The 1779-nt window shown below is 58.0% G+C and carries 3 protein-coding genes; all 3 read left to right on the forward strand.

The window, feature by feature from the left end; all coding sequences use genetic code 11:
• The coding region (locus ACT3S3_RS15205) for a hypothetical protein (RefSeq protein ID WP_444627009.1) at positions 1-496 on the forward strand (496 nt) is incomplete at its 5' end.
• A complete protein-coding gene (locus ACT3S3_RS15210) occupies positions 489-1094 on the forward strand; it encodes a hypothetical protein (RefSeq protein ID WP_444627010.1) in 606 nt (201 codons plus the stop codon). The genes ACT3S3_RS15205 and ACT3S3_RS15210, both read left to right, overlap by 8 nt.
• Positions 1095-1133: 39 nt before the next feature.
• On the forward strand, positions 1134-1779 hold a 646-nt coding region (locus ACT3S3_RS15215; protein WP_444627011.1), incomplete at its 3' end, for a transposase.

Here is a 1779-nt window from a genome sequence, read left to right on the forward strand (position 1 = left end):
GGATAACCTGGTGTACAAGTCCCAACGATTCGTGGGGCAACCTGTCGTCCTGGAGCTGCTCGGGGAGAGGGCGATGATGCCGCAGTGGGAGGACATGCCTGAACCCTGTCATCCCGAAATTGACAATAGAATTGGGCAAATCGGACTCGATGTCGACGTTTCTCCGGATGATGGCTTGGGAATAGCCTTTTGTGGCTTGGTTGCAGCCGACAGTATCAATTCCGGAATTCGTACTTTTGATATTGGATTCGTCGAGGACTATCGTGCGTTTTCCAAGATTGATCAGGACGATCTTGATCCTCTACATGGATATCTCAGGCTGGGGGCGGGGTCGGCGGAGTTGGCGGTAGGCTGCATTGCTGTTGATCAGGTAGCGGTGGGGAGGTATAGCGCGTTTTCGGGAAGTGCAGATAGTGCTGCAAATGTGGAATGTCAGCGTTCGGTTTCGGTGCTTCAATTGTTCAAGAATATCTTAGGTGGGGGATTCTATGTTTAAGTATGACTATGATAGTCTACGGCGAGTTGCTCAGGGGGTCGACTTTGCTAATAGGGAGTTGAATGGCATTGGACTCCATGATGCTGTGACATCTTTGTTTACTACTTCACCTTCCCTGACTGCCGTATCCACTCAGTATGCATCCTATCTTCTCGGTCATCCGGGTTCCCTTGCGGTTGCAACGACGGCTGCGATCTCGAATGTTGGGTGGCTGTATGATTCTCTGGTTCCGCTGGCGAAGTCCTTGCGCGCTCAGGAGATCGCGTCGGAGGGCGCCTTCAAGATGATGTTGGAGTTCGATGAGTCCATGGAGGAGTTTGAGAATTATATCCTCCCTTCGCGCGTCGAGACTCCTATACTGGACCTCGGCTATGTTCCCCCAATTGCGGCCGTGGAGGCGGTGACACCCCTGAAGGCACTGACAGTCATGTTCGCCGGTGACGATAGCGGGATCGTGTCGGCGGCAAATTCGTGGTCGAAGTCGGCCGGAAAAATGATCGTTGCTTCGGAACTGCTTCGCAGTGCCGCCAGCTCACTTGCTTCCACCACGGAAGGTAAGCGCCCGTTCATATCGTGGAAGCAACACCCCAGGGCCTGACAGGTTCCTGGCTCGCTTGCCCACGAGGAGCCCTCAGCGATGACGATGATGGTCACCATGACCAGACACCACCCCGACCAACCGATTGCCGCTCTGCCCTGGCCGAGGATCAAGGCCCGTAAGCAGATCAGCTTTCAGGAGCGTATGTGGATCCGGTCCCTGCTCGACGACGGCAACACTCTGCGCACCATCGCTACCAAGACCGGGCGCAACGTGTCGGTGATCAGCCGGGAAGTCTCCCGCAACGCCCGCACCTCAGGTGTCTACGACCCCCTGCACGCTGACTACACCGCCGAGCACAGTAGAAAGCGCCCCCAGCAGCGCAAAGCCGCCCGCTCGCCACGACTACTGGCCCGCCTGGCTTTCGACCTGTCGCGTGGGGTGGGTCCCAAGCGCCTGGCCGAGCGGCTGAAGCAGGAGGCTACTGGCACCATCGGGGACATGAACTCCTCGTCACACCCCACCACGCACACCGATCGGCGGTTTCCACCCGGCGAGTTCGCACCGGGTACTGGCGGGGAAACCATCAGTCATGAGGCGATCTACCAGTACATTTACGCCACACCCATCGCCACGTTGAAGGCCCACGGTATCCGCCTGCCGCATAAGCGCTACCGGCGCCGGCCGGTCGGCAAGCGCCAGTCACGGTGCACCCCGATCGTCGGGATGCGCGACATCCACACCC

It is taken from the genome of Corynebacterium sp. AOP40-4SA-5, from assembly GCF_052377355.1.
Lineage (GTDB): Bacteria > Actinomycetota > Actinomycetes > Mycobacteriales > Mycobacteriaceae > Corynebacterium.